Source organism: Ruegeria sp. BF8, assembly GCF_056538625.1.
The window spans coordinates 81,587-105,898 of sequence record NZ_JBQFTL010000006.1 but is presented as its reverse complement, the minus strand read 5'-3'; the positions used below and the strand labels follow the sequence as shown (position 1 = coordinate 105,898).

General features: G+C 61.5%; 28 protein-coding genes. 13 read left to right on the top strand and 15 right to left on the bottom strand.

Going from position 1 to position 24,312, the window contains the following annotated elements; translation table 11 throughout:
- The first annotated feature begins 94 nt into the window (after positions 1–94).
- A complete protein-coding gene (locus ACR0LD_RS18065; protein ID WP_170361404.1) occupies positions 95–1,234 on the top strand; it encodes a lytic murein transglycosylase in 1,140 nt (379 codons plus the stop codon).
- 4 nt (positions 1,235–1,238) lie between these two features.
- Here ACR0LD_RS18065 and ACR0LD_RS18060 read toward each other — a convergent pair whose 3' ends face one another.
- Positions 1,239–2,201, bottom strand: coding sequence for an acetyl-CoA carboxylase carboxyltransferase subunit alpha (locus ACR0LD_RS18060; protein WP_170372615.1), 963 nt, complete (start codon positions 2,199–2,201; stop codon positions 1,239–1,241).
- A 121-nt stretch (positions 2,202–2,322) separates the two neighbouring features.
- Positions 2,323–2,919, bottom strand: a complete 597-nt coding sequence (locus tag ACR0LD_RS18055; RefSeq protein WP_480638330.1) for a LysE family translocator — start codon at positions 2,917–2,919, stop codon at positions 2,323–2,325.
- A 72-nt stretch (positions 2,920–2,991) separates the two neighbouring features.
- On the opposite strand from ACR0LD_RS18055, the gene ACR0LD_RS18050 reads away from it, so the two are divergent.
- Positions 2,992–3,444 carry an Lrp/AsnC family transcriptional regulator gene (locus tag ACR0LD_RS18050; protein ID WP_170342784.1) on the top strand — a complete coding sequence of 151 codons (453 nt, stop codon included), beginning with the start codon at positions 2,992–2,994 and terminating at the stop codon, positions 3,442–3,444.
- Between the two features lie 119 nt (positions 3,445–3,563).
- Positions 3,564–4,139, top strand: coding sequence for a PA14 domain-containing protein (locus tag ACR0LD_RS18045; RefSeq protein WP_170361412.1), 576 nt, complete (start codon positions 3,564–3,566; stop codon positions 4,137–4,139).
- Positions 4,140–4,197: 58 nt separating this feature from the next.
- On the opposite strand, the gene ACR0LD_RS18040 is transcribed toward ACR0LD_RS18045, so the two are convergent.
- The gene (locus ACR0LD_RS18040) at positions 4,198–5,160 is read right to left on the bottom strand and encodes an L-malyl-CoA/beta-methylmalyl-CoA lyase (RefSeq protein ID WP_170407868.1); all 963 of its coding nucleotides are present in this window, start codon (positions 5,158–5,160) and stop codon (positions 4,198–4,200) included.
- A 293-nt stretch (positions 5,161–5,453) separates the two neighbouring features.
- Here ACR0LD_RS18040 and dgcN point away from each other — a divergent pair, with 293 nt between their 5' ends.
- The 3 genes from dgcN (at position 5,454) to ACR0LD_RS18025 (ending at position 8,403) form a co-directional block, all read left to right on the top strand.
- Positions 5,454–6,455: an N-acetyltransferase DgcN gene (dgcN, locus tag ACR0LD_RS18035; protein WP_170445794.1), complete on the top strand. Its 1,002-nt coding sequence runs from the start codon at positions 5,454–5,456 to the stop codon at positions 6,453–6,455.
- Positions 6,456–6,527: 72 nt separating this feature from the next.
- Complete coding sequence (gene dgcA / locus ACR0LD_RS18030; protein ID WP_480638327.1) at positions 6,528–7,493, top strand: N-acetyl-D-Glu racemase DgcA; 966 nt, start codon at positions 6,528–6,530, stop codon at positions 7,491–7,493.
- A 49-nt stretch (positions 7,494–7,542) separates the two neighbouring features.
- On the top strand, positions 7,543–8,403 hold the full coding sequence (locus tag ACR0LD_RS18025) for a D-amino-acid transaminase (protein WP_480638325.1): 861 nt from the start codon (positions 7,543–7,545) through the stop codon (positions 8,401–8,403).
- 42 nt (positions 8,404–8,445) lie between these two features.
- Here ACR0LD_RS18025 and ACR0LD_RS18020 read toward each other — a convergent pair whose 3' ends face one another.
- The 3 genes from ACR0LD_RS18020 to ACR0LD_RS18010 all read right to left on the bottom strand — a co-directional run bounded on the left by ACR0LD_RS18020 (position 8,446) and on the right by ACR0LD_RS18010 (position 9,897).
- Complete coding sequence (locus ACR0LD_RS18020; RefSeq protein WP_480638323.1) at positions 8,446–8,760, bottom strand: DUF1244 domain-containing protein; 315 nt, start codon at positions 8,758–8,760, stop codon at positions 8,446–8,448.
- Positions 8,761–8,832: 72 nt separating this feature from the next.
- A complete protein-coding gene (locus ACR0LD_RS18015; protein ID WP_005981131.1) occupies positions 8,833–9,072 on the bottom strand; it encodes a DUF6868 family protein in 240 nt (79 codons plus the stop codon).
- Between the two features lie 87 nt (positions 9,073–9,159).
- Complete coding sequence (locus ACR0LD_RS18010; protein ID WP_480638322.1) at positions 9,160–9,897, bottom strand: N-formylglutamate amidohydrolase; 738 nt, start codon at positions 9,895–9,897, stop codon at positions 9,160–9,162.
- Positions 9,898–10,014: 117 nt separating this feature from the next.
- Here ACR0LD_RS18010 and pyk point away from each other — a divergent pair, with 117 nt between their 5' ends.
- On the top strand, positions 10,015–11,460 hold the full coding sequence (gene pyk / locus ACR0LD_RS18005) for a pyruvate kinase (RefSeq protein WP_170361425.1): 1,446 nt from the start codon (positions 10,015–10,017) through the stop codon (positions 11,458–11,460).
- A gap of 2 nt (positions 11,461–11,462) precedes the next feature.
- Here the strand turns inward: pyk and ACR0LD_RS18000 are convergent, their stop codons facing one another.
- Positions 11,463–11,948, bottom strand: coding sequence for an Lrp/AsnC family transcriptional regulator (locus ACR0LD_RS18000; protein ID WP_093965149.1), 486 nt, complete (start codon positions 11,946–11,948; stop codon positions 11,463–11,465).
- Positions 11,949–12,137: 189 nt separating this feature from the next.
- Here ACR0LD_RS18000 and ACR0LD_RS17995 point away from each other — a divergent pair, with 189 nt between their 5' ends.
- The 4 genes from ACR0LD_RS17995 (at position 12,138) to rplT (ending at position 14,905) form a co-directional block, all read left to right on the top strand.
- On the top strand, positions 12,138–12,575 hold the full coding sequence (locus tag ACR0LD_RS17995) for a universal stress protein (protein ID WP_093965150.1): 438 nt from the start codon (positions 12,138–12,140) through the stop codon (positions 12,573–12,575).
- Positions 12,576–12,589: 14 nt separating this feature from the next.
- Positions 12,590–14,143 (top strand): alanine/glycine:cation symporter family protein, encoded by a 1,554-nt coding sequence (locus tag ACR0LD_RS17990; RefSeq protein WP_170361427.1) that lies wholly within the window; start codon positions 12,590–12,592, stop codon positions 14,141–14,143.
- A gap of 181 nt (positions 14,144–14,324) precedes the next feature.
- The gene (rpmI, locus tag ACR0LD_RS17985) at positions 14,325–14,525 is read left to right on the top strand and encodes a 50S ribosomal protein L35 (protein WP_039523697.1); all 201 of its coding nucleotides are present in this window, start codon (positions 14,325–14,327) and stop codon (positions 14,523–14,525) included.
- 14 nt (positions 14,526–14,539) lie between these two features.
- Entirely contained in the window at positions 14,540–14,905 is a 366-nt protein-coding gene (rplT, locus tag ACR0LD_RS17980; protein WP_093965154.1) for a 50S ribosomal protein L20, read from the top strand.
- 55 nt (positions 14,906–14,960) lie between these two features.
- On the opposite strand, the gene ACR0LD_RS17975 is transcribed toward rplT, so the two are convergent.
- The gene (locus tag ACR0LD_RS17975) at positions 14,961–15,731 is read right to left on the bottom strand and encodes an SGNH/GDSL hydrolase family protein (RefSeq protein ID WP_480638319.1); all 771 of its coding nucleotides are present in this window, start codon (positions 15,729–15,731) and stop codon (positions 14,961–14,963) included.
- Positions 15,732–15,860: 129 nt separating this feature from the next.
- Entirely contained in the window at positions 15,861–16,214 is a 354-nt protein-coding gene (locus tag ACR0LD_RS17970; protein ID WP_170367858.1) for a hypothetical protein, read from the bottom strand.
- Between ACR0LD_RS17970 and ACR0LD_RS17965 the strand changes: the two genes are divergently transcribed.
- A complete protein-coding gene (locus ACR0LD_RS17965; protein WP_170361430.1) occupies positions 16,213–16,989 on the top strand; it encodes a methyltransferase domain-containing protein in 777 nt (258 codons plus the stop codon). The two genes, ACR0LD_RS17970 and ACR0LD_RS17965, sit on opposite strands and share 2 nt — an antisense overlap.
- A gap of 120 nt (positions 16,990–17,109) precedes the next feature.
- Here the strand turns inward: ACR0LD_RS17965 and ACR0LD_RS17960 are convergent, their stop codons facing one another.
- On the bottom strand, positions 17,110–18,501 hold the full coding sequence (locus ACR0LD_RS17960; RefSeq protein WP_480638316.1) for an aminotransferase family protein: 1,392 nt from the start codon (positions 18,499–18,501) through the stop codon (positions 17,110–17,112).
- Between the two features lie 222 nt (positions 18,502–18,723).
- Here ACR0LD_RS17960 and ACR0LD_RS17955 point away from each other — a divergent pair, with 222 nt between their 5' ends.
- Positions 18,724–20,352: an acyl-CoA synthetase gene (locus ACR0LD_RS17955; RefSeq protein ID WP_170367864.1), complete on the top strand. Its 1,629-nt coding sequence runs from the start codon at positions 18,724–18,726 to the stop codon at positions 20,350–20,352.
- Here the strand turns inward: ACR0LD_RS17955 and ACR0LD_RS17950 are convergent.
- The 5 genes from ACR0LD_RS17950 to ACR0LD_RS17930 form a co-directional block, all read right to left on the bottom strand.
- Positions 20,349–20,690, bottom strand: a complete 342-nt coding sequence (locus ACR0LD_RS17950; protein ID WP_480638314.1) for a DOPA 4,5-dioxygenase family protein — start codon at positions 20,688–20,690, stop codon at positions 20,349–20,351. The two genes, ACR0LD_RS17955 and ACR0LD_RS17950, sit on opposite strands and share 4 nt — an antisense overlap.
- Before the next feature lie 90 nt (positions 20,691–20,780).
- Positions 20,781–21,419: a maleylacetoacetate isomerase gene (gene maiA / locus ACR0LD_RS17945; RefSeq protein ID WP_480638312.1), complete on the bottom strand. Its 639-nt coding sequence runs from the start codon at positions 21,417–21,419 to the stop codon at positions 20,781–20,783.
- A complete protein-coding gene (locus ACR0LD_RS17940) occupies positions 21,416–21,607 on the bottom strand; it encodes a DUF2783 domain-containing protein (RefSeq protein ID WP_005981201.1) in 192 nt (63 codons plus the stop codon). The genes maiA and ACR0LD_RS17940 overlap by 4 nt, the downstream gene beginning before the upstream one ends.
- A 5-nt stretch (positions 21,608–21,612) precedes the next feature.
- Positions 21,613–23,223 (bottom strand): FAD-dependent oxidoreductase, encoded by a 1,611-nt coding sequence (locus ACR0LD_RS17935; RefSeq protein WP_480638310.1) that lies wholly within the window; start codon positions 23,221–23,223, stop codon positions 21,613–21,615.
- Between the two features lie 134 nt (positions 23,224–23,357).
- Positions 23,358–24,308, bottom strand: coding sequence for an MBL fold metallo-hydrolase (locus ACR0LD_RS17930; protein ID WP_005981205.1), 951 nt, complete (start codon positions 24,306–24,308; stop codon positions 23,358–23,360).
- Between the last annotated feature and the right edge of the window lie 4 nt (positions 24,309–24,312).

Sequence of the window (24,312 nt, the reverse complement as noted above, 5' to 3'; positions counted from 1 at the left end):
TGTGAAATCCAAACGGGCGGCGGTTGCGAAGCTAGCCTCAAGGCATTTGCTGCGCTACGCTGCTGCCAACAACAAACAAGAGCAGATTTCAGCCATGATCAATCGACGGACATTCTCACTGGGCCTCGGTGCAGGTTTCCTGAGCGCCTGCGCGGGCGGGTCCGCGCCTACCGGAACAACCGCGTCGCGAATGCGGGCAGTGCCCAATGCCGGCTGGGATTCTTGGGTTGCAAGTTTCAAGGCGCGCGCGGCAGGGCAGGGTATTTCGCAAGCGACGATCGACCGGGCGTTTCAGGGGGCCGGTTACCTGCCAGATGTGATCGAACGCGACCGCAACCAGGTCGAATTCAAGCGCTCGCTCGAAGACTATCTGGCCATTGCCGCGTCAGACGAGCGGATCAGTACCGGCAAGCAGATGCTGCAACGCCACAACGCCACCCTCACGCAGATTGAGTCGCGCTATGGCGTGGACAAAGAGGTTGTGGTGGCGGTCTGGGGGCTGGAAAGCCGCTATGGGCAGCGGCGGGGCGATGTGCCCGTGATTTCGGCCCTTTCCACGCTGGCCTATGACGGGCGTCGCGGGGCGTTCTTCGAAAGCCAGCTGATTGCGGCGTTGAAGATCCTTCAGAACGGTGACACGTCGCCGGCGAACATGACCGGCAGCTGGGCCGGCGCCATGGGGCATACGCAATTCATCCCGACCTCGTATCTGGCTTACGCAGTGGATTTCACCGGAGACGGCCGACGCGACATCTGGTCCGACGATCCGACGGACTCGCTGGCTTCGACAGCTGCCTACCTGTCACGGGCGGGTTGGGTGCGGGGCCAGCCTTGGGGGGGTGAGGTCGGATCTGCAGCGGCGAATTCGGGCACACCGGTTGCAATTCTGCAGCCGCAGAAACCCGGGCCGCGCATAGCGGTGTTCCGCAATTTCCAGGTGATCAAACGCTACAACAACTCGGACAGCTACGCGATCGGGGTCGGGCACCTGTCCGATCGGATCGCCGGTGGCGCACCCTTTCAGGCGTCATTCGGGCCGGACGAAACCGGCCTGACGCTGGAAGATCGCAAAGAGTTGCAGCGGCGTCTGACGGCTGCCGGGTATGACACGCAAGGCGCTGATGGGGTGATCGGCAAGAACACCACCGCGGCCATCACCGCGTATCAGCAAGCCAAGGGCCTGCCCGTTACAGGCGTGCCCTCGGTCAGCTTGTTGCGCTCATTGGGTGGCTGACGGATCAGGCCGCCAGTCCTTTGGATCCGAGGTCCAGGAACTTCTGACGCCGGTCCTTGATCAGCGCGGCGGCATCCTTGCCGTTCAGATCCTTCAGCATCTTGGCGATCGCCTTGCCCACGGATTCGATCGTGGCCGGGCGGTCGCGATGCGCGCCACCTTTGGGTTCGGGGATGATCAGGTCGCAGACGCCCAACTTTTGAAGGTCCTGCGCGGTCAGGCGCAGCGCCTCGGCGGCCTCGCGCATTTTTTCTGCATCTTTCCACAGGATCGACGCGCAGCCCTCGGGCGAAATCACCGAATAGATCGAGTGCTCCAGCATCGCCACCCGGTTGGCCGTGGCAAAAGCCACCGCGCCGCCCGAGCCGCCTTCGCCTATGATGACAGACACCAGCGGCACACCGATTTTCAGACACATCTCGGTTGAACGGGCGATCGCTTCGGATTGCCCGCGCTCTTCCGCGCCCTTACCCGGATACGCGCCGGCAGTATCTACCAAGGTGATCACCGGCAGACCAAACCGACCAGCCATTTCCATAAGGCGCACGGCTTTGCGATAGCCTTCGGGGCGAGCCATGCCGAAGTTGCGCTCGATCCGCGATTTGGTGTCCGAGCCTTTTTCATGGCCGATCACCATCACCGGCTGATCATTGAACCGTGCCAGGCCGCCGATGACCGCCAGATCGTCGGCAAAATTTCGGTCGCCAGCCAGCGGGGTGAATTCGGTGAACAGGGCCTCGACATAATCCTTGCAGTGCGGACGTTGGGGATGGCGGGCTACCTGGCATTTTCGCCAGGGCGTCAGGTCCTTGTACAACTCGTCCAGCAGCTTGGCCGCCTTGGCGTCCAGCGCGGCGGCTTCGTCCGCTACGTCCATCTCTTCGTTGGCGCGGGCCAGGGCGCGCAGCTCTTCGGCTTTGCCTTCAATCTCGGCCAGCGGTTTTTCGAAATCCAGATACTGGGTCATGACGCCTCTCAACGCGAAAGTTCTCCGCTATATGACCCGAGGTCGCCCCGGATGCAACTCGGCACCGCATGTCGGGGTACGTTTCCTCGCGCGTGGTGGCAAGGTCCGCTTGCCTGCGACTTCAGCCCGGCCACAGCACCGGGTACAAGGAAATCACCAGAAGAACCGCCATCGACCAGTTGAACACGGTCAGACGTCGCCGGTTGGTCAGCACGCGCGCCATCTGCTGGCCCAGAACCGTCCAGGTGCTGACAGATGGCAGATTCACGCAGCCGAATACAATGGCAACCAGCCCAATGGCTTGCAGGGTCTGGCCCGGGGCATAGGCGGTCGTCGCCGTCAGCGCCATGGCCCAGGCTTTGGGGTTCACCCATTGAAACGCTGCCGCCTGCAGAAACGTCATGGGTCGTCCGGCGTGTCCCGGGCCCTTGGCAGGAGCCGCATTGGCAATTCGCCACGCGAGGAATAGCAGATAGGCCACCGACGCGATTTTGAGGATCACGTGGCTGAAGGGATAGGCTTCGAACACCTGCACCAACCCTGCGCCGACCAACAAAACCATCAGCATGAAACCCAAGCCGATACCCAGCATATGGGGGATTGTCCGCCGGAACCCGAAATTCGCCCCTGAGGCCATGAGCATCAGATTGTTCGGTCCCGGCGTGATGGACGAGACAAAGGCAAAGGCGACCAGCGCAAGTAGAATGTCGTAAGTCATGGCGCAAAGATCGCCCAGGTATGGTCAAATGAAATTGCGATTTCGCGCTCGATTACATAAAGCTTGCAACAAATGGCGAATATTGACCTCAAGAATCAGCAAATATTGCAAGAGCTGGCCCGGAATGGCCGGATCAGCAACCTTGAACTGGCGGACCGCGTAGGGCTTTCGCCGTCAGCCTGTCTGCGCCGGGTTCAAGAGCTTGAGCGGTCGGGCGTCATCAGCGGGTATCGCGCCGTTTTGAACCCTGCGGCGATGGGCGTCGGTTTCGTCGCCTATATCGGCGTTGGACTGGGTGAGCATACAAAGGCCGCCCAGGAAGGTTTTGAAAAAGCGGTGCAATTGGCGCCCGAAGTGGTGGAATGCCACAACATCACCGGTACGATCGAATACTTGTTGCGGGTGGAATGCGCCGACCTGTCGGCCTACAAGACCTTCCATACCGACGTATTGGGCACGTTGCCCCATGTCACTTCGATCACGTCCTACGTGGTCATGGGATCCCCGAAAGACCTGAGGGCCTGAGCTTGAACCCACTGCCGCAAGGACCTTGCAGGCATATGTATCCCGGAATATCGTCAGCCTGAAAGCGCCAGAAATTCGGCACCAGATCGAACAGGGCGCGATGTCAGGGAGACACGATCATGAGTTTTGTTCGGACAGGCGCATTGGCGACCGTGATGGCGATTGTCGCCGGTGCCGCATTTGCCGCGCCTTTGAAATTGCAGCCCGCCAACCCGCAGCCCAATCCCAAGGCGGGGTTGAACGTGAAATATGTGGGGCAGGGTACTCAGAGAAAGATCCGCGATCTGAGCCAGGCCAAAAGCGTGTTGTCCAAGGCCAAGCCGGGCAAGCCACTGCGCGGGTTGGACTATGCCGACACCAACAAGGGCGAGCCGGTTTTGACATTCACGGACCCCTACAATGTTGCCGCTGAAATCACCGGGTACATGCGCTTTGATTCTCCGGGCATTTACGAGCTTGAAACCTGGTCCAATGACGGGATCGAGGCCTATGTCGGTGGCCAGCAGATTGGCCGGGTCACTGGGATCCAGGGGTGTGAAGCCAACCAGCGCACCGAGGTCGAAGTTCCAAAGGCGGGCTGGTACCCTCTGAAGATCATCTATTTCCAGAAGCTGGGAACGTCCTGCCTGATGATGAAATCCGGCAAGCAGGGTGAGAAGTTTACCTGGACCCCAAACAACGTGTTCGGCCGCTGAGGCCAACCGAAGTCAGGAAAAGGCGCACAAAACGAGCGCCTTTTCTCATAATTCCCCATCAGCCGTTTGCGGCGATCAGCTCGGCCTGTGCTACGATCACCTCGGCCTGCTTGATCGAGGCGATGTCGACCAACCGCCCCTTGTAGACGGTAGCGCCTTCGCCCTTGGCCTTGGCTTGCTCCATCGCGGCCAGAATCTCGCGCGCTTCGGCCACCGCCTCGTCCGACGGGGTGAAGACTTGATTGGCCAGCGCGATCTGCTTGGGGTGGATCGCCCATTTGCCGACCATGCCCAGCGTCGCCGAACGGCGCGCCTGCGCGATATAGCCTTCGTCGTCCGAGAAGTCGCCGAACGGCCCGTCGACCGGCAGCACCCCATGGGTGCGGCAGGCAGCCACGATGGCAGCCTGGGCCCAGTGCCACGGGTCCGACCAGTATTTCTGACCCTCGCGCAGCATGTAATAGTTTTCCTGCGTGCCGCCGATCCCCGTGGTCTGCATCCCCATCGAGGCGGCGAAATCGGCCGCGCCCAGGCTCATGGCCTGCAGGCGTGGAGAGGAGGCCGCGATGTCCTCGACATGGGCGATGCCGGCGGCGGATTCGATGATGACTTCAAAGCTGATGGGCTTGGTGCGGCCCTTCGCGCGTTCGATCGCAGTGACCAGAGCGTCAACCGCATAGACATCCTCGGCGCAGCCCACCTTGGGGATCATGATCTGATCCAGCCGGTCGCCGGCCTGTTCCAGCAGGTCAACGACATCGCGGTACCAATAGGGCGTATCCAGCCCGTTGATGCGCACCGACATGTACTTGTTTCCCCAGTCCACGGTGTTCAGCGCCTCGATCACGTTGGCGCGGGCGGTGTCCTTGTCGGACGGGGCCACCGAATCTTCGAGGTCGAGGTTGATCACGTCCGCGGCCGAGGCGGCCATCTTGGGGAACAGCTTGGTGTTGGAACCGGGGCCGAACAGCTGACAGCGGTTTGGTCGCGCCGGGGCGGCGGGTTGGATACGAAAGCTCATCGGCACCTCGCTGGGTAATGAAATTGCGATTTCGGTTGGTAATTGGGTATTAAATTGCGCGACCCTGCGCAAGCCTGATTGTGCAGTTGCGGCAATGCTGTTGCAGAAAGCTGTGCGCAGCCCCCGGAACGCGGCAGTCAAAGTTTCATCGTTTTCAAAATTTCGAAGCTTTTTGCGTCGTTCGGGGGAATCTTGCAAAATTCTCCGGTCGAGGTGCGGGAGGTCGGAGGAAAACGAGAAACGCTCGTTGACGGCCTTTAATAGGTTGGGGCGGAAGAAAAGGAGAGCGCGCGATGATCGAGACACCGTATCTGCTGTTTTTGGGCGATGCCCCCGACCAACTGGCCGCCAAGGTCGCGATCGGCATTCGGGACTGGCGCCCGGAAAACGCCGTGGGTCAGCTGCGGATGGAGGGCTGCAAGGCCGATCTGGGCCTGACCGACATGACCCTGGCCGAAGGCAAGGCCGCCGGCGCCAAGACGCTGGTCATCGGTGTCGCGAACCGCGGTGGCGTCATCAGCCAGGCTTGGAAAGAGGTCCTGATCGCCGCGCTGGAAATGGGCTATGACCTGGCCTCGGGCCTGCACAACCTTCTGCGCGACGAAGGCGATCTGGTGGCCGCGGCCCAGACCCATGGATGCACCCTGCATGACGTTCGTGTGCCCACGGTGGGTTATCCGATCGCCAACGGGCGCAAGCGCAGCGGCAAGCGCTGTCTGGCGGTGGGCACCGATTGTTCGGTAGGCAAGATGTACACGGCCATGTCGATGGATGCCGAGATGCGCAAGCGCGGCATGAAATCGACCTTCCGCGCAACCGGCCAGACTGGCATTCTGATCACCGGGCAGGGCGTTCCGCTTGACGCCGTGGTGGCCGATTTCATGGCCGGTTCCGTCGAATACCTGACGCCCGAGAACGATCCCGATCACTGGGATCACATCGAGGGGCAGGGATCGCTGTTCCATGTCTCGTATTCCGGCGTGACCATGGCGCTGATCCATGGCGGTCAGCCGGATGCTCTGGTCCTGTGCCATGAGCCGACCCGCACCCATATGCGCGGTCTGCCGGAATATTCCCTGCCGTCGCTGGAGCAGCTGCGCGACACGGCCCTGCCTTTGGCGCGCGTCGCCAACCCCGCCTGCCAGGTTGCGGGTGTTTCGATCAACACACAGCACCTGAGCGAGGAGGACGCGAAAGCCTACATCGCCAAGGTCGAGGCCGAGATGGGCCTACCGGCGACCGATCCGTACCGGTTCGGCGCGGGCAAGCTGGTGGACGCGCTGGCCGCGATGTGATCCAACCGGGGCGCCGATGGCGGGGATACCTGCCTCCGGCGCTGGAAACTGCAAAGACAGAGGAGTGGGCGCGTGCAGATCGACGTCTCTCGTGATGTGTTCCGGCTGGCGCAGGTGTTCACCATCTCGCGCGGGTCGCGGACCGAGGCCAAGGTACTGACGGTGCGCCTGACGGATGGGGCGCATCAGGGCTGGGGCGAATGTGTGCCTTATGCCCGGTATGACGAATCACTGGAATCGGTCGAAGCCGAGATCCGCGGTTTGCCCAACACGTTCACGCGCCAGTCGCTGATGGACCTGCTGCCCGCCGGTGCCGCGCGCAATGCGGTGGATTGCGCCCTGTGGGACCTTGAGGCCAAGCGGGCGGGCAAGCGCGCCTGGGAACTGGCCGGCCTGCCCGCGCCCAAGCCCGAGATCACCGCCTATACCTTGTCGCTGGACACGCCCGACGCCATGCGGGCGCAGGCGGCGAAGAACGCGCATCGTCCGCTGTTGAAGATCAAGCTGGGCACGCCCGACGACATGCCTCGGCTCGAGGCCGTGCGGGCCGGGGCGCCCGACGCCAGAATCATCGTGGATGCCAACGAGGGCTGGACGGCCGAGGTCTATGCTGATCTGGCGCCGCATCTGGTGCGGCTGGGCGTCGCGCTGGTCGAACAGCCGCTGCCCGCCGGGGATGACGAGGCGCTGATCGGGCTGGAGCGCCCGGTGCCGGTCTGCGCCGACGAGAGCTGCCACGATCGCGCCAGCCTGCCCGGGTTGAAGGGCAAATATGACGTGATCAACATCAAGCTGGACAAGACCGGCGGCCTGACCGAGGCGCTGGAACTGCGCCGCGGGGCGCAGGCCGAGGGCTATGGCATCATGGTGGGTTGCATGGTCGGCAGCTCTTTGGCGATGGCGCCTGCGACACTGGTGGCGCAGGGCGCGCTGGTGACGGACCTTGACGGCCCGCTTCTGTTGGCCGAAGACCGCGACACCCCGCTGGTTTTCGACGAGGCCGGAGTACACCCGCCGCAGGCGGCTCTCTGGGGGTGACGCGCTGAGGCGAGGAATGGGCGCAGCCCAAGGACGAGAAGGATATGACATGACCCGCACCGTTTACGTGAACGGCGAATACCTGCCCGAGACCGAAGCCAAGGTCTCGATCTTCGACCGAGGCTTTCTGATGGCGGATGCCGTCTATGAGGTAACCAGCGTGCTGGACGGCAAGCTGATCGATTTCGAGGGTCACGCGGTGCGCCTGAAGCGGTCTCTGGACGAATTGCAGATGGCCGAACCCTGCAGCAAGGACGAGCTGCTCGAAATCCACCGCAAGCTGGTCGAGTTGAACGGCATCACCGAGGGGCTGGTCTATCTGCAGGTCACCCGCGGCAGCGACGGCGACCGCGATTTCGTCTTCCCCTCGGCTGACACCAAGCCGACGCTTGTGCTGTTCACCCAGAACAAGCCCGGGCTGGCTGACAACCCGGCGGCGAAGAAAGGGGCCAAGATCATCTCGATCGAGGATATCCGCTGGGGCCGCCGCGACATCAAGACGGTGCAACTGCTGTACCCTTCCATGGGCAAGATGATGGCCAAGGCCGCAGGGTGCGATGATGCTTGGATGATCGAAGACGGGTACGTGACCGAAGGCACCAGCAACAACGCCTATATCGTCAAGAACGGCAAGATCATCACCCGCCCGCTGTCGAACGAGATCCTGCACGGGATCACCCGCAAGGCGGTGCTGCGCATGGCGGCTGAGGCGCAGATGGAGGTCGAGGAACGCCTGTTCACCATCGACGAAGCAAAAGAGGCCGACGAGGCCTTCACCACTTCGGCCAGTGCTTTCGTGATGCCGGTGGTCGAGATCGACGGTGTCGCGCTGGGCGACGGCACGCCGGGCCCGATCGCCACGCGCCTGCGCGAGATCTATCTGGACGAAAGCCGCAAGGCAGCGATCTGAATGCAAAGGCCCGCCGATCTGGCGGGCCTTTTCGTTATGGTGTCAGTCTTTTTTGCCCACGTTCTCTTCGAACGCGACCTTGAAGGCGGCCTGTTTTTCGGGGCCGGCCGCGGTCTGGTATGTGGATTTCCACTCATCCATGGTCATGCCATAGAAAATTTCGCGGGCTTCGCCCTTGCCCATTTCGATGCCTTTTTCATTGGCCGCCTCTTGATACCACCGTGCCAGGCAGTTTCGGCAGAACCCGGCCAAGTTCATCATGTCAATGTTCTGAACGTCGGTGCGGTCCTGCATCAGGTGTTTCTGCAGACGGCGGAAAGCGGCGGCCTGAAGTTCGATCTCGGTCTGGGGGTCCATGGTCGGGCTCCGGTTTGAAGGGATTTGATCCAGACCTAGCAAGCCCGAGGCCATTGCACAACGCGCGCCGGTTCAGACCAGCTTGAGGGCAATCCAGGGCATCAGGCAGAAGATCAGGGTCAGTATCTTATAGTTCGCAAGATACTTGAAATAGGCCTTTCTGACCTCGGCCTTTTCCATCTGGAACATGCGGCCGTGAATGGCAGCGATGCGGTCCTGCAGGGCCACCACCATCAGGGTCGACAGCAGCAGGACCGCAAAGTTCAAAACGGTCATCCAGCCGAAAAAGGCTGTCAGGGTTTCAGGTGTCATGACGGCCTCCTTTCACCCCAAAAAATGGGGTCCGCCCGTGCGCCGTGCAAGAGTACGGGCGTCGTTTGGTCGCGGATTTTTCCAGCGTTACAGCCCGCTTGCGGCCAGCGCGTCCTGCAGGATCGGCGCCAGCCGCTCGGCCCAGGCACGCTGCCCGGCATGATCGGCGATCAGGTCGTTGCGCAGCTCGATCAGGGCGTTGGGGCGGCCAAAGGCGGTGGCGTGCCGGTCGATCGCATCCCCCGGCAACACGCCGGTGTAGGGTTCGTTGACGCCGACGCACAGATCCTCCTCGGCCCGAAGCCGGTCGATCAGAGGGGCCGAGAACCGTTCGTCCGCAGTGTGCAGGATGCCGACATGCCAGGGGCGCGGCGGACGGCCCCGCAACTGGCGCGTGAAGGAATGCATCGACACGACAACGGCGTGGGGCAGGGCGGCCATCTTGGCCAGCGCCTCGTGATAGGGGCGATAGCACAGGTTCAGGCGTCGTTCGCGCTCGGCGGCGTCGGCATGACGGTTGGCCGGAATGATCGACCCGTCGTACAGTTTCATCAACAGGGTCGGGTCGTCCTCGCCTCGGTTCGGGTCGATCACCAGCCGCGAGAAATTGGCCGCGATCACCGGCGCGTTCAGGATCTCGCCCAGATGTTTTGACACCTCGTAGGCGCCTACGTCATAGGCGATGTGGCGCTCCATGTCCTCGCGCGGGAGGCCCAGGTCGCCGCCGTTGATCTGCGGCGGTACGGTGTTGGTGGCATGGTCACACGTGATCAGCCAGCGGGACGGGCGATCCGCCCCGTGCACATAAAACGGAGTGTATGTCATGAGCCTGTCATCTAGTTTGCCGCAGGTGTAGGACAGTTGCCTCGGAAAGGGAATTGCGCAATAAGCAAACCGACCATTGTTTGCGGTAACATTCGACCATCAAGGAGAGCAAGATCGATGCGACGCCTGAGAAATGTGAAAATCGTGGCGACGCTGGGCCCGGCGTCCAACGACTATGATATGATCCGTGCTCTGCACGAGGCCGGCGCCGATGTTTTCCGCCTGAACATGAGCCATGGCAGCCACGACGAAATCCGTGAGCGCCACCGGATCATTCGTCAGATCGAAAAGGACCTCGACAGCCCGATCGCCATTCTGGCGGACCTTCAGGGCCCGAAACTGCGGGTCGGTGTGTTTGCGAATGATGCAGAAGAGTTGGTCGAAGGTGCCGCGTTCCGTCTGGATCTGGACGAAACTCCGGGCGATGTCAGCCGGGTCTGCCTGCCGCATCCCGAGATTTTTCAGGCGTTGGAAGCGGGGGCGCATCTGCTGGTCAACGACGGCAAGATCCGGCTTGTGGTTGAGAAATGCGGCCCCGATTTCGCGGATTGCAAAGTTGAAATCGGCGGGACCATCTCGAACCGCAAGGGTGTGAACGTGCCCGACGTAGTACTGCCGCTGGCGGCCCTGTCGGAGAAGGACCGGGACGATCTGGAGTTCGTTTGCCAGCTGGGTGTCGACTGGCTTGCGCTGAGCTTCGTGCAGCGGGCCAAGGACGTGTACGAAGCGCGCGCCCTGGCCGACGGCCGCGCCGCCATCCTGTCCAAGATTGAAAAACCCGCCGCGGTCGAGGCGTTCGACGAAATTCTCGACGCATCGGACGGCATCATGGTCGCCCGTGGCGATCTGGGGGTCGAACTCCCGGTCTCGGCCGTGCCTCCGATTCAAAAGCGACTGGTCCGGAAGTGCCGCGCCGCCGCCAAGCCGGTGATCGTTGCCACCCAGATGCTGGAAAGCATGATCGAAAGCCCGATGCCCACCCGCGCCGAAGTGTCGGACGTCGCGACCGCCATCTATGAGGGAACCGACGCCATCATGCTGAGCGCCGAGTCGGCCGCGGGCTCGTATCCGATCGAGGCCGTTCAGACCATGAACAAGGTCGCGATCGAGGTCGAAGCCGACCCAACATACAAACAGATCATCGACGCCTCGCGCCAGACCAAGGGAACGACCGTTGCCGACGGCATCGTGGCCGCAGCCCGTGAAATTGCCGAAAAGACCGACATCAAGGCGATCTGCTGCTTTACTCAAAGCGGCACCACCGCGCTGCTCACCGCCCGCGAGCGTCCCGGTGTCCCGATCATCGCCATGACGTCGCTGCGAGGCACCGCGCGGCGTCTGTGCCTCAGCTGGGGCTGTCACTGCGTGATGACGCCCGAGCTCGAGCGGTTCAAAAGCGCCGTGGTCAATGCGGCGCGCGCGGCGCGTGCCAGCGGATTTGCCGGCGCCTCGGATCAGATCGTGGTGACCGCCGGTGTTCCGTTCAACGTGCCAGGCTCGACAAACATCCTGCGCGTCGCCCCCTGCGACGAGCGTCTGATCTACTCGACGGATCCCGAATAGGATCAGCCACCCGGTCCGCCGGGTCTTGCTTTGGCGCCGACAGGTTCTTTTACGGTTTCCATCACCGTGAAAGAGCTTGTCTGGTGTATCCCCGGAAGCTTGTTGATCTTGTCGCCCAAAACCGTTCGGAAATGCGCGATGTCGCGTGTCCGCACGGTCAGCATGTAGTCGAATGATCCGGCGACCATCAGGCAGGTTTCGATTTCAGGTACCCGTCGCACGGCCTCGTTGAAACGATCCAGCGAGTGTTCGGCTGTGGCCGTCAGCGAAACCTGCACCACCGTCAAGTGCCCCAGTCCCAGCCTCTCCTTGTCGATCACCGCGCTGTAGCCGGTGATGTACCCGCTCTTTTCCAGCCGTTTCACCCGCTCGGAACACGGCGTGTTGGTCAGGTTTACTCGGGCCGCCAGTTCGACTATTGGCAGGCGTCCATTGGCCTCGAGCTCGGCCAATATCCGTTGATCGATCTTATCCAAATCCCTGTCCATTAGGCAATTTCCCTGCGTTTTTGAGGTCTGGCGGCATATTTTCCTGAAAATAGACCGAAAAAATCTCCTTTTCCTAGTGATTTTTCCTGATACTTGACCGAAGGGCAGTCTTGTAAAACGAGTTCCAGGTTCCGGCTGCCCTGCCGGGGGCACGGGCCCCGGCCAAATCAACAAAAACGGAGGAACGAGATGACAACGAAAATTGTCATAGGACTGGACGGGACAGAGACCGGGGATCGCGCGGTCGGCTTTGCCAAGGATCTGGCAAGTCGGATTGGATCGTGTGAACTGCTGGTTGCCTATGTCATCGAATGGTCGCCCTATACTTTCCAAACTCCCGAGGAAAACGCCCTGCGGCACAAGCGGCGCGAGGAGGAGATCGCGCTTGCCACCAGCCGCGTGGTGGAACCCGCCGTCGAGGCCCTGAAGGCCGCAGGCTTCAGCGCCCGCGGTATTGTCCGCCATGGCGATGTGGCCGAAACGCTGAACGCGATCACGGTCGAAAACGGCGGATCGCAGATCGTCGTGGGACGATCCTCGGCTGACGGCATCAAAAAGCGAATCTTCGGCAGTTCGACCCAGAATTTGGTCATGCATGCCGACGTTCCGGTCACAGTCGTGAACTGACGGGAGGAGCAGACATGAAATCGATCAAAACCCTGGGCCTGTCGGGTGCGGCCGCGGCCCTGCTGGCCAACCCCGCATTTGCGCAGGAGGCCCCCGGTCTGGATGAAAAGATCAACCAGACCTTCGCGAATCTGACGGGCCCCTTCGTCAGCTTCATCTTCGCACCGTTTCCGGGGACGAGCTTTCCCTGGATCGTGATGTGGCTGGTCGTGGCCGCGACGGTGTTCACGCTGTATTTCGCCTTTGTGCAGATGCGGTTCTTCAGCCATGCGATTAGCCTGGTCAAAGGTGACTATTCCGACCCCAACGATGCGGGCGAGGTCAGTCACTTCCAGGCGCTGGCAACGGCGCTGTCCGGTACGGTCGGCCTCGGCAACATCGCGGGCGTCGCGGTGGCGGTCGGCATCGGCGGACCCGGTGCGACCTTCTGGATGATCCTTGCCGGCCTTCTGGGCATGGCATCGAAATTCACCGAATGTACGCTGGGCGTGAAGTACCGCAACGAGTATGAAGACGGCACCGTTTCGGGCGGCCCGATGTACTACATGTCCAAGGGCTTTGCCGAGCTGGGTCTGCCCGGCGGCAAGATCCTGGCGGTCCTGTTCTCGATCTTCTGTATCCTTGGCGCGCTGGGCGGGGGCAACATGTTCCAGGCCAACCAGGCGCACCAGCAGATCGCGGGTATCGTCGGTGACTATCCCGGTTGGATCACCGGCCTGGTCTTCGCGGCCGTGGTGTTCATGGTGATCGTGGGCGGCCTGAAGTCGATCGCCCGCGTGACCGAGAAGGTCGTGCCGTTCATGGGCATCCTGTATGTCGCCACTGCGCTGGTCATCATCATCATGAACGCCGACATGATCGGCTGGGCCTTCGGTCAGATCTTTGCTGGTGCCTTCACCGGTCTGGGTGTCGCCGGCGGCATGGTCGGTGCTTTGATCCAGGGCTTCAAGCGCGCCGCCTTCTCGAACGAGGCGGGCGTGGGCTCGGCGGCCATTGCGCACTCGGCCGTCCGCACCAAGGAACCGATCACCGAGGGCTTTGTTTCGCTGCTTGAGCCGTTCATCGACACCGTGGTGATCTGCACCATGACCGCGCTGGTGATCATCATCACCCAGCAGCTGGTGATCGACCCGGCAACCGGCCTGTACGTGCTGAACGAAGCCGGCACGGCGATCGCAACCGTGGATGGCAACTCGGGCGTCAGCCTGACTTCGGCCGCCTTCGGCAGCGCCTTCAGCTGGTTCCCCTACATCCTGGCCATCGCGGTGATCCTGTTCGCCTTCTCGACCATGATCAGCTGGTCCTACTATGGCCTCAAGGCCTGGACCTATCTGTTCGGCGAGGGCCACACCAAGGAGCTGGCGTTCAAGCTGATCTTCTGCATCTTCGTGGTGATCGGGGCTGCGGCCAACCTGGGCCCGGTCATCGACTTCTCGGACGCGGCGATCTTTGCCATGGCCGTGGTCAACGTCTTTGCGCTCTACTTCCTGATGAAAGTGGTGCGTCAGGAGTTGGCCTCGTACAGCGCGCGACTGAAAAGCGGCGAAATCCGCAAGTTTGCCGACTGATGACACCAACCGGGGCGGCCCTGCTGCCCCGGTTCCCGACCCCGGTGCAAAAAGCACCCGAACAGGTCAAAAACCCCTTGCCAGCATGACCGAACTTGCGTAAACGGCGCATCTGATCGCGCGACCGGCCGATGTGGCATGCCGAGTCGCGTTTCGGACCGAACCCTGAAAGGAGACGGAAATGCCCAAGATGAAGACAAAATCGAGCGCCAAGAAGCGCTTCAAGGTGACCGCGACCGGTAAGGTCATGTCGGCTCAGGCCGGCAAGCGGCACGGCATGATCAAGCGGACCAAAAAGTTCATCCGCGACGCCCGTGGCACCACCACCCTGTCCGCCCCCGACGCCAAGATCGTCAAGGGCTACATGCCCTACGACCGCTAAGAGGAGATACCGATATGTCCCGCGTTAAAGGTGGAACCGTAACTCACGCCCGTCACAAGAAGGTCATCAAGGCGGCCAAAGGTTACTATGGCCGCCGCAAGAACACCTTCAAGGTTGCCCGTCAGGCCGTCGACAAGGCCAACCAGTACGCAACCCGCGACCGCAAGAACCGCAAGCGCAACTTCCGCGCCCTGTGGATCCAGCGCATCAACGCCGCTGTTCGTTCGCATGACGAAGCTCTGACCTATTCCCGCTTCATCAACGGCCTGAACCTGGCCGGTATCGAAGTGGACCGCAAAGTCCTGGCTGATCTGGCCGTGCACGAACCGGAAGCGTTCGGCGCGATCGTCGCCAAGGCACAGGCCGCTCTGGCTGCCTGATCCTCTTTCGAGAGACAGTGAAAGAAAGGCCGTCCCGTTCGGGGCGGCTTTTGTGTTACGAAAGGCGCGTTCCCAACAGTTCTTTGGCCTTATTGGCAATAGCCTGTGCGAATCCGCTTTCAACTTCAGGGGCCAGCCTTAGATGGATATCAGTCCCTCCTGCGCAAAACGATGGTTTTGACAGCCCTGGACGTTCCTTCAGACCAGTTGTCTTACGTAAGTCGACGTATGGGAAGTTTCTTGCCTGAGCTGCCTCGCTCAGAGCCGTGGTAAGCTGAGTGTTGAGCTGACGGTGAACGTCGGTTGTGATCTTACGCAGACGCAGGGCCCGCACCACCTGCCGTTTCATAAGCCCGAGTTCCTGATGAAGATTTCTGGCGACCATTCGGTGCAAGGCCGCCGTTTCGTGCAGTGTCGAAGTGTTCAGTCCCTTTATTAAAAACGGCCGACCATCCGCGACATCTTTGCAGGCGTCAAGATAGGAACCCAATTTAGCAATCCGCGTCTCAAGAGCGCTTTCCAAATTGATAGAATCGCGCAGGGCAACGAAGTAGCAGCTTAGTTCAGCGTCAACTTGCCCGAAGCCAAAAACTAAAAAGTCAGGGTTCAGGCGCTTTATTGCTTTGCTTGCTTGCACAAAAGGCGAGTTTTGATGATCCTTTTGTCGAAATCCAGCAGCGGTAGCGCCTTTTATGCTCAATAGGTGGGTCGCCCTGAAGCCGGGTACTTCGGCGGGACAAAGGCGGCCATACTTAAAACGAGAGTTTTCAGGCTTTGAGCCGATGAGACGAGTGTGTGAATCCCCGATGCACAATAGGGCAGACATGGCAGGCCTTGGGACAAATTACATGTTTGTTGCAGTTTCATGCGGCGATGTAGTTAAGTTGCTTAGTACCCAATAGCAGAAAAGATCGACGACGAAACCTACTGGTTAATCCGTTGATTGCTGGAGGTGCTATTTGGGGCCCTTCTTCATCAATTGCGCCGCAAACGCCACGCCATTTCCCGGTCCGGCATAAGTCACCATGATCACATCATCCAGAAAGACCCCGTTGAATAATCCCGACGACACGGCTTCCCATGAAATCCTCGCTTTGGTCAGAACAAAGCGGGTGGTGTCGTCGCTGGGGTGCATGCCTCTCTGGCCTCCTGATCCCCATTCGCTAAACACCGAAAGAAATGTCGCCCCACAAGGGGCGGCTTTTTTTGATGCCTGAGTGCCTGCTTTTTTGCGCAGGCAGACAATTAGACCAAAAACCGCTAGGCTTGCACGTGCTGAATTGACCAACATTGGTTTTGCGAGTGCCATGCTTGAATTTGATGCAGCAACAACGCGTCTACTCGATAGCGTGTATCAAGGTGCCGATGTCACCCGGCGGCGGCGAGGGTCTTTTGACGCGTTGCGACCAGCCCCGGGTGATACCATTGCGGACGTTGGATGCGGCAACGGTCTTTTGACAGCAGAGCTCGCGCGGGCGGTTGGTCCGACCGGGCGTGTTTTGGGGATCGATCCAAGTGAGGCGATGCGGAGTTCCGCCAAAAACCGCTGCCATGAATATGACTGGGTCCAGATCATGGAGGGTGAGGCAGGCCAACTTCCGGTCGAGGATGCGTCACTCGACAAGGCGGTATCGGTTCAGGTTTACGAGTATTTAGACGACATTGCCGCCGCGGTGGCGGAGGCCCATCGCTGTCTCAGGACGGCTGGTCTGCTTGTCGTGGGCGACATCCATTTCGACAGTCTGGTTTGGTACAGTGATGATCCGGCAAGAATGGATCAGATGATAAAAGCCTGGGACGAGCACTTTGTCGGGAGAGACGTGCCCGCACGACTGCCACCGATATTGAGAGACGCGGGTTTCACTGTGGAAAGCATCACGCCGATCACGATTTGCGATAACGAACTCCGGCCAGATGGGCTGGCCAATATGATGATCACCCTGATGAAAAGGTTTGCCGAGTCCAACAAGCTCGTTCCGGATCAGGAAGCCAAGGAATGGGCGGATGAGCAGAGATCCTTGGCCGCGAGGGGCCGGTTTTTCTTTTCGCTAACTCATTTTGTCATCAGCGGGCGCAAATCCTAGACTTTGGTCTGGATGCGCTGATTGACTCAAACAAAGGCTATTGCCTGAGCAAATGGAGCTAAAAAAAGAAACCGGCGCGAAGAACGCCGGCTTCACTTGGTCTTTTATCCCGCGCTGGGTTTACCCGAACACACGCCCCAGTGCGCCATCAACCGCATCGGTGATTTGGTCGATGTCGTCCGCCGTGGCGATCAAAGCCGGAGAGAAGCATAGCGTGTTGTTGCGGCCGGGGACCGAGCGGTTGGTGACACCGATGATTACCCCTTGCGCCATGCAATCGGCCACGACCGCTTGGGCCAGCTTTTCATCCACCGGTTCTTTGGACGCCCGATCCGCGACCAGTTCGGCACCCAGGAACAGGCCCTTGCCGCGCACGTCGCCGATGACCTTGTGCTTGTCCATCAGTGCCTGCAGGTTGCCCATCATGCGATCCCCCATCGCTGCGCAATTGCCCAGCAGGTTCTCGTCTTCGATGATGCGCATGTTCTCGATCGCCGCCGCCGGCCCGGCGGTGCAGCCGCCAAAGGTCGAGATGTCGCGGAAATAGTTCATCGGGTCCGCGGCATCGTCTTTGAACATGTCAAAGACTTCCTCGGTGGTCACCATGCAGGCAATCGCGGCATACCCCGAGGCCACGCCTTTGGCCATGGTCACGAAATCGGGTTTCACGCCGTATTGCTGGTACCCGAACCAGGTACCCGTGCGGCCAACGCCGCAGACGACCTCGTCGATATGTAGCAGGATGTCGTACTTTTTGCAGATCTCCTGCACGCGCTGCCAGTAGCCTTCAGGCGCTTCGATCACGCCGCCGCCGGCGGTCACCGGCTCAAGGCACAGCGCGCCTACGGTGTCGGGACCTTCGCGCAGGATCACCGCTTCGATCTGATCGGCGGCCCATTCGCCAAAGTTCGCGTCGGGCGCGCCGTCCAGTTCGTGCTTGCGGTATTCCATGCAGTGCGGAACGCGCACGAAATCCGGCGCAAAGGGGCCGTATTGCGCGTTGCGCTCATCCTGACCGCCCGCCGACATCGCCGCCAGGGTCGAGCCGTGATAATCGCGGTCGCGATACAGGATCTTGGTCTTCTTGCCGCCGTATTTCTTGTGGGCGATCTGGCGGACCATCTTGAAAGCTTTCTCGTTCGCCTCGCTCCCCGAGTTGGTGTAGTAGACCCGGCTCATGCCCGGCATCTTCTCGATCAGCTTTTCGGCAAACAGCGCCCCGGGGATCGAGCCCGCCGAGTTCGCAAAATAGCACAGCTTCATCAGCTGGTCGTAGACGGCCTTGCAGATGGATTCGCGGCCATAGCCCACGTTCACCGTCCATACGCCGCCCGAGACGGCATCCAGGTGTTCCTTGCCCTTTTGATCCCAGACGCGCATGCCCTTGCCTTCGACGATGATGCGCGGATCGTTCGTCTCAAACGGCTTGTGCTGGATCAGATGGTGCCAGATATGGGCGCGGTCGGCCTCGACCACGCGGGAAAGATCGTTTTCGTTGAACGTGCCGTCCATGACATGTCCTTTCAGTAAGACGCGACGCGCGGGAATCACGATGCCCGGCAGGCGCGGATGAACCAGATACCGCAGATCAGCCCGAAAGCCCGGTACGCAGTAGGGCCAGATTACCCGATCGCGTAGCTCCAGTATATTCGCCTCGCGTATTTTTACGGGTTTGTTTTGCGGCAACCTTTGTGCTCAATACGAAAAATCCGACGAATTGGGGAGGAGAGGCGGATGGCGACCCACAGCATTTATCAGCGCGATCTGGACAAAGGCCTGGCCAATTTCACGGCCCTGTCCCCGCTTAGTTATATCGAGCGGACGGCGGCCGTTTACCCTGACTATCCGGCCGTGGTCTATGGCGACCGGCGCCATAGCTGGGCGCAGACCTATGCGCGCTGCCGCCGGTTGGCCAGCGCTTTGGCTGCGTGTGGAGTGGGCACGGGCGATACGGTGTCGATCGTCGCCGCCAACATCCCCGAAATGTACGAGGCGCATTTCGGCGTGCCCATGGCAGGCGCGGTGTTGAACACCATCAACACAAGGCTGGACGCGCCAATCATCGCCTTCATCCTGAACCACGCCGAATCCAAGGTGCTGCTGGTCGATCCCGAATTCTCGGGCGTGGTGAAGCAGGCGCTGGAGCAGGTGGATCACGACATTCTGGTGATCGACATCGAGGACCCGAGTTTCGATGGTGGCGAGAAGCTGGGCGCGCAGACCTATGACGACCTGCTGGCCGAGGGCGACCCGGAATTCGACTGGTCTCTGCCCGCCGATGAATGGGACGCGATCACGCTGAACTATACCTCGGGCACCACGGGCAATCCCAAGGGGGTGGTCTATCACCACCGCGGTGCGGCGCTGAACGCCACGTCGAACATCCTGACATGGGGCATGCCGCAGCATTCGGTCTATCTGTGGACGCTGCCGATGTTCCACTGCAACGGCTGGTGTTTCCCCTGGACCATGGCCGCGAACGCGGGTACGTCGGTCTGCCTGCGCGCGGTGCGGGACGAGCCGATCTACAAGGCGTTCCGGGATGAGAAGGTCACCCATTTCTGCGGTGCGCCCATCGTGCTGAACATGCTGGCCAACGCGCCCGATCATCTCAAGGATTTCGACCATGAAATCAAGGTGATGACCGCAGGCGCCCCGCCGCCTGCCGCGGTGATCGCTGCGATGGAGGGGATGGGGATCGAGGTCACTCATGTCTATGGCCTGACCGAAACCTACGGTCCGTCGGTCGTGTGCGCGTGGAAAGACGAATGGAACGACAAGCCCGCCGAGGAACGCGCCGCGCTCAAGGTCCGGCAGGGGGTGAAATACGTTGCCCTGTCGGGGCTGATGGTGGCTGATCCCGAAACGCTCGAACCGGTTCCGGCCGATGGCGAGACCATGGGCGAGATCTTTATGCAGGGCAACATCGTGATGAAAGGGTATCTCAAGAACCCCGAGGCCACGCAGAAAGCCTTTCGCGGCGGCTGGTTTGCCTCGGGCGATCTGGGGGTGAGGCATCCCGACGGTTATATCGCGCTGAAGGACCGGTCAAAGGACATCATCATCTCGGGGGGCGAGAACATCTCTTCGGTCGAGGTCGAGGATATCCTCTACAAGCACCCCGCAGTGATGGAGGCCGCCGTGGTCGCCAGGCCGGACGAGAAATGGGGCGAGACGCCCTGCGCCTTTGTCGAGCTGAAGTCGGGCGCAGATGCGACCGAGGCCGATCTGATCGCGTTCTGCCGCGATCACATGGCCCATTTCAAGGCACCAAGAACGGTCGTTTTCGGGCCATTGCCCAAGACTTCGACGGGCAAAATCCAGAAATTCAAGCTCAGAGATCAGGCCCGGGCGCTGGGCTAGGCGCCCAGCCGGTCAAAGATCGACAGGTCCAATTCCAGCATCTCGCCCATCCAGATCGCCCGGTCGCGGTGGTCGGGCAGGTGCTGGCCGGTTTCGGGGTGGGTGAACACGGTCAGCCCCTGCCGGTTCAGCATCAGCCACGGAATCACCTTGTCGAAGGCATCGGCGGCAAAACTCAACTGGCAACTCCAGCGCGGGTGGGGGCCGACATTGCGGCTGTGCATGTGGCCCATCTGGACGGGGAACAGGCGTGCAGCCTCTTCGCAGACACGGCGGGCGGTCTCCTGCGTTTCAGCGTTGAAATAGACATGGGCGTGATAGCCGGTGATCTGTGGCATCGGGGGCCTCGTGCGGTGATTTCCGGCACAAGGCTAGGCCCGATCGGCGCCGGTGCACAGACGCATCGGCACACAGACCCTGTGCGCGGCTCAGCCCGGCGCGTGGGCGTCCGGGTGGGCCGCTGCAAAGGCGGGGTGGTCGGCACAGGCCGCCTCGACCGCCAGAATGCGTGGCATGTCGGACAGATCGACCTGCCAGCGTCGGGCGTTGTACATCTGCGGGATCAGGCAGAGATCGGCCAGCCCGGGCGCCGATCCCGTGCAATAGGGGGCTTGTTCGAACCCTTCCAGCATCGCCTCGAAGGCCAGCAGACCGGGGCGGATGAAATGGCGCATCCAGTCACCGGGCATGTCGCCCTTTCCGCCGCTCAACTGCGCAGCGTGGCGGGCGACTTTCAGGTTGCAGACCGGGTGCAGGTCCACCGCGATGGCATGGGCCAGCGCCTGCGCCCTGGCCCGCGCAACCGGCTCGTCCGGCAGCAGGTTCAGACCCCGCGTCCGGTCGAGATAGTCCAGAATGGCCAGCGACTGGGTCAATTGCACGCCGTCGATCTCGAGCACGGGCACAAAGCCCTGCGGGTTGCGCGCCAGATGCGCGGGCGCGGTCTGCTCGCCCTTGACCAGATCGACGGTCTGCGCCCGATAGTCTATCCCGGCCAGGTTCAGCGCGATGCGCACCCGGTAGCTGGCCGAGGACCGCCAGTAGTCATACAGGACGACGTCGCTCATCGGGCTTTGGCCGCGTCGATCGCCTGTTTCAGGATGGCCCGGTCGCCGATATGGTTGGCCAGCACCAGCACCAGCCGCGCATTCAGCGCATCGCTTTCGGCCTTGTCCAGACCGTCGTGCGCGGCCAGCAGATCGGCATAGAAATCATCCGCGCCGTCGATATTCGGGGTGAGGATCAGTTCATCCATTGTGCCTACTCCTTGCCGATGGCCCGGCGGATCGCATGCCGGAACGCGTTGTCTTCATAGCTGTCGCGCCGTGCCGCCACATGCTGGTCGGGCCGGATCAGATAGACCGCACCTTCCGCGTCGCCCAGATACCGCCGCTTCAGCGCCAGCGTGCGGTCATCCTTGACCGACAGCGCCAGTCGCTCGACCGTCACGCCCTCTTCCTCGATCGTTTCCGGGGCGTCGGCGTCGATGGTCAGCAGGGTGAACTTGCCTGCCAGCTTGGGCAACAGGAATTCATCCCCCAGCGGCGCATCGGGGCAGGGCGAGCCGGGGCGCGTTTCGGCCGGACCGCCCAGCGCATCCGCCGAATTCAGCGGCGATCCGCCATAGGTGCAGGGCACGCTCAGCCGACCCGAGTTCACCAGCGGGCGGGCGAACTCGTAGTGCTCACTCAGGTCCAGAACTGCGTCACGCAGGATGCGTGACATTTCCGATTTCGGCGTGATGAAATCGGTCGAGCGGGTCGAGTTCAGGATGTTCTCGTCCGCACCATGGATGCGCTCGACGTCATAGCTGTCCAGCAGGCTGTCGGGCGCGGTACCGTCCAGGACCATCTTCAGCTTCCAACACAGGTTGTCGGTGTCCTGCAGGCCCGAATTGGCCCCGCGCGCGCCGAAGGGGCTGACCTGATGGGCGCTGTCGCCGGCAAACAGGACGCGGCCGTGGCGGAACTTCTCCATCCGGCGGCACTGGAAGGTATAGATGCTGACCCATTCCAGCTCGAACTGGACATCCGCGCCCAGCATCGCCTTGAGGCGCGGGATCACGTTTTCGGGGCGCTTTTCACGCTCCTTGTCGATGTCCCAGCCCAGTTGCAGGTCGATGCGCCAGACGTTGTCGGGCTGTTTGTGCAGCAGGGCAGACTGGCCGCGGTTGAAGGGTGGGTCGAACCAGAACCAGCGCTCGGAGGGGAAATCGGCCTCCATGATCACGTCGGCGATCAGGAAGTTGTCCTCGAACACCCGGCCCACGAAATCCAGCCCCAGCATCCGGCGGGTGGGCGAATTGGCCCCGTCGCAGGCGATCAGCCAGTCGGCTTCGACGGTGTACGACCCCTCGGGCGTTTCCACCTCGAGTTTGACGTGGTCGTCATGGGTGCCGATCGCCTCGACCTTGTTGCGGCCACGGATCTCGATCGGCGCGCCCTGGGCCTGCAACGCGCGGACCCGTTCGACCATGAACTGCTCAAAGTAGTATTGCTGCAGGTTGATGAAGGCTGGATGGGCATAGCCCTCATCGGGCTGCAGGTTGAATTCATAGACCTTGCGGTCGTCGAAGAACACCTTGCCGGTGTTCCACAGCACGCCCTTGCCCACCATAGGCCGGGCACACCCCAGCCGGTCGGCGATTTCCAGCGTGCGCTGGGCGAAACAGATGGCGCGGCTGCCGAAACTGACCTTGTCGTTGTCGTCCAGCACCACCACCTCGACGCCCTGCTGGGCCAAGTCGATGGCGGTGGCCAAACCGACCGGGCCCGCGCCGATCACGATCACCTGATGCCGCACCGGGGCGGGGGCATCCTGATCGGGGCTGCGGGCATAGGCATAGAGCGGCTGTTCAAAAATCTTGTTCATGGGCTCTCTCCCCAAGTTCTGTGCGCCGGGCACACATTCCCTGCCCACCGGCGCGGGGCGCCGATGGCTCTCCTCCATGGTCGCATCGTTTTCAGGCCGGCAACACGATCTGGATCAAGTCGCCGGGCCATTTCTCAGCCTTGCAGGGCTTCCCACATCTCCAGATCGCGCTGGGCGGTCCAGATGCGGGGTGTGTCGATGCCGCGCGCCTCGTCATAGGCCCGGGCCACGTTGAAGGGCAGGCAGTGTTCATAGATGGCATAGTCCGAGAATTTCGGATCGCACTCCGCACGCACTGCGTCCCAGGCCTCTTTCAAGCTGCCGCCGCGTGCCGCCACCTTGGCCGCAGGGCGATAGGTGCTTTCGACGAAATCGCGGGTGTTCTCGATGGCGGCGTTCACCATTTCCTTGCCGACCAGCGCATCGCCGCGCCCCGGGGCGATGGCGTCCACGTCGAACCACTGGATCTGATCCAGCGTGTCGCCCCAGTCGCTGAAATGCCCATCGCCGCAATAGCAGGCCGAGTGATATTCGACGATGTCGCCGGTGAACATCACGTTCTGGTCGGGCACGTGGATGACGATGTCACCGGCCGTATGCGCCCGGCCCAGATGCATCAGATCGACCCGGCGGTTGCCCAGATAGACCGTCATCGTGTCGTTGAAGGTGGTGGTGGGCCAGGTCAGGCCGGGGATGCTCTCGTGCCCTTCGAACAGGCGCGGAAAGCGCTGGAACTCGCTGTCCCAGTCCTCTTTCCCGCGTTCGACGACCATGGCGCGGGCCATGTCCGACATGATGATCTGCTGCGCGCCGAAGGCGCTGGCGCCCAGCACGCGGACCGCGTGGTAATGGGTCAGCGCCACATGGGTGATCGGCTTGTCGGTCACGGACCGGATGCAGTCGATCACCTTCTGCGCCAGGCGCGGAGTGGCCTGGGCTTCGACCACCATCACGCTGTCATCGCCGATGATCACGCCCGAGTTCGGGTCACCTTCGGCGGTGAAGGCATATAGCCCTTCGCCCACCTCGGTGAACGAGATCTTCTTTTCGGTCATGTCCCCCTGGGACGCGAATGCCTTTGCCATTTGG